This is a genomic window from Nocardia nova NBRC 15556, from assembly GCF_001613005.1.
GTDB lineage: Bacteria > Actinomycetota > Actinomycetes > Mycobacteriales > Mycobacteriaceae > Nocardia > Nocardia nova.
The window spans coordinates 1-530 of record NZ_BDBN01000174.1 but is presented as its reverse complement, the minus strand read 5'-3'; the positions used below and the strand labels follow the sequence as shown (position 1 = coordinate 530).

Here is a 530-nt window from a genome sequence, read left to right as displayed (position 1 = left end):
CGGCCCCGAACAGTTCCGTGAGCTGCTGGCCGGAGCCCACAGCATGGATCGGCATTTCCGCACGGCCGCGTTCGAGGAGAACCTGCCGGTGCTGCTGGGCCTGCTCGGTATCTGGTATCGAAACTTCTGCGGCGCACAGGGTTTCGCGGTATTGCCGTATGATCAGCGGCTGGCGTTGCTGCCGGCGTATCTGCAGCAGCTCGACATGGAGAGCAACGGCAAATCGGTCGACCGGCACGGACGCCCGGTCGGTGTCGATACCGCGCCGATCCTGTGGGGTGCGCCGGGCACGAACGGGCAGCACGCGTTCTTCCAGATGCTGCATCAGGGCACGACGCCGGTGCCGAGTGACTTCATCGGTGTGCTCGAACCCGCGCACCCCTATCGGGCGCACCACGATCTGCTGATGGCGAACCTGTTCGCCCAGACCCGGGCTCTGGCTTTCGGCGACCTCGACAGCGTGGGCGAGCGGTCCCCGCATCGGTGGTTCCCGGGCGGTCGGCCGAGTAACACCATCCTGCTGCCGCGCC

1 protein-coding gene is annotated in these 530 nt (G+C 67.0%); it reads left to right on the top strand.

The genetic code is table 11. The features are described from left to right. The coding region (locus NN2_RS35480; RefSeq protein WP_501193559.1) for a phosphoglucose isomerase-related protein at positions 1–530 on the top strand (530 nt) is incomplete at both ends.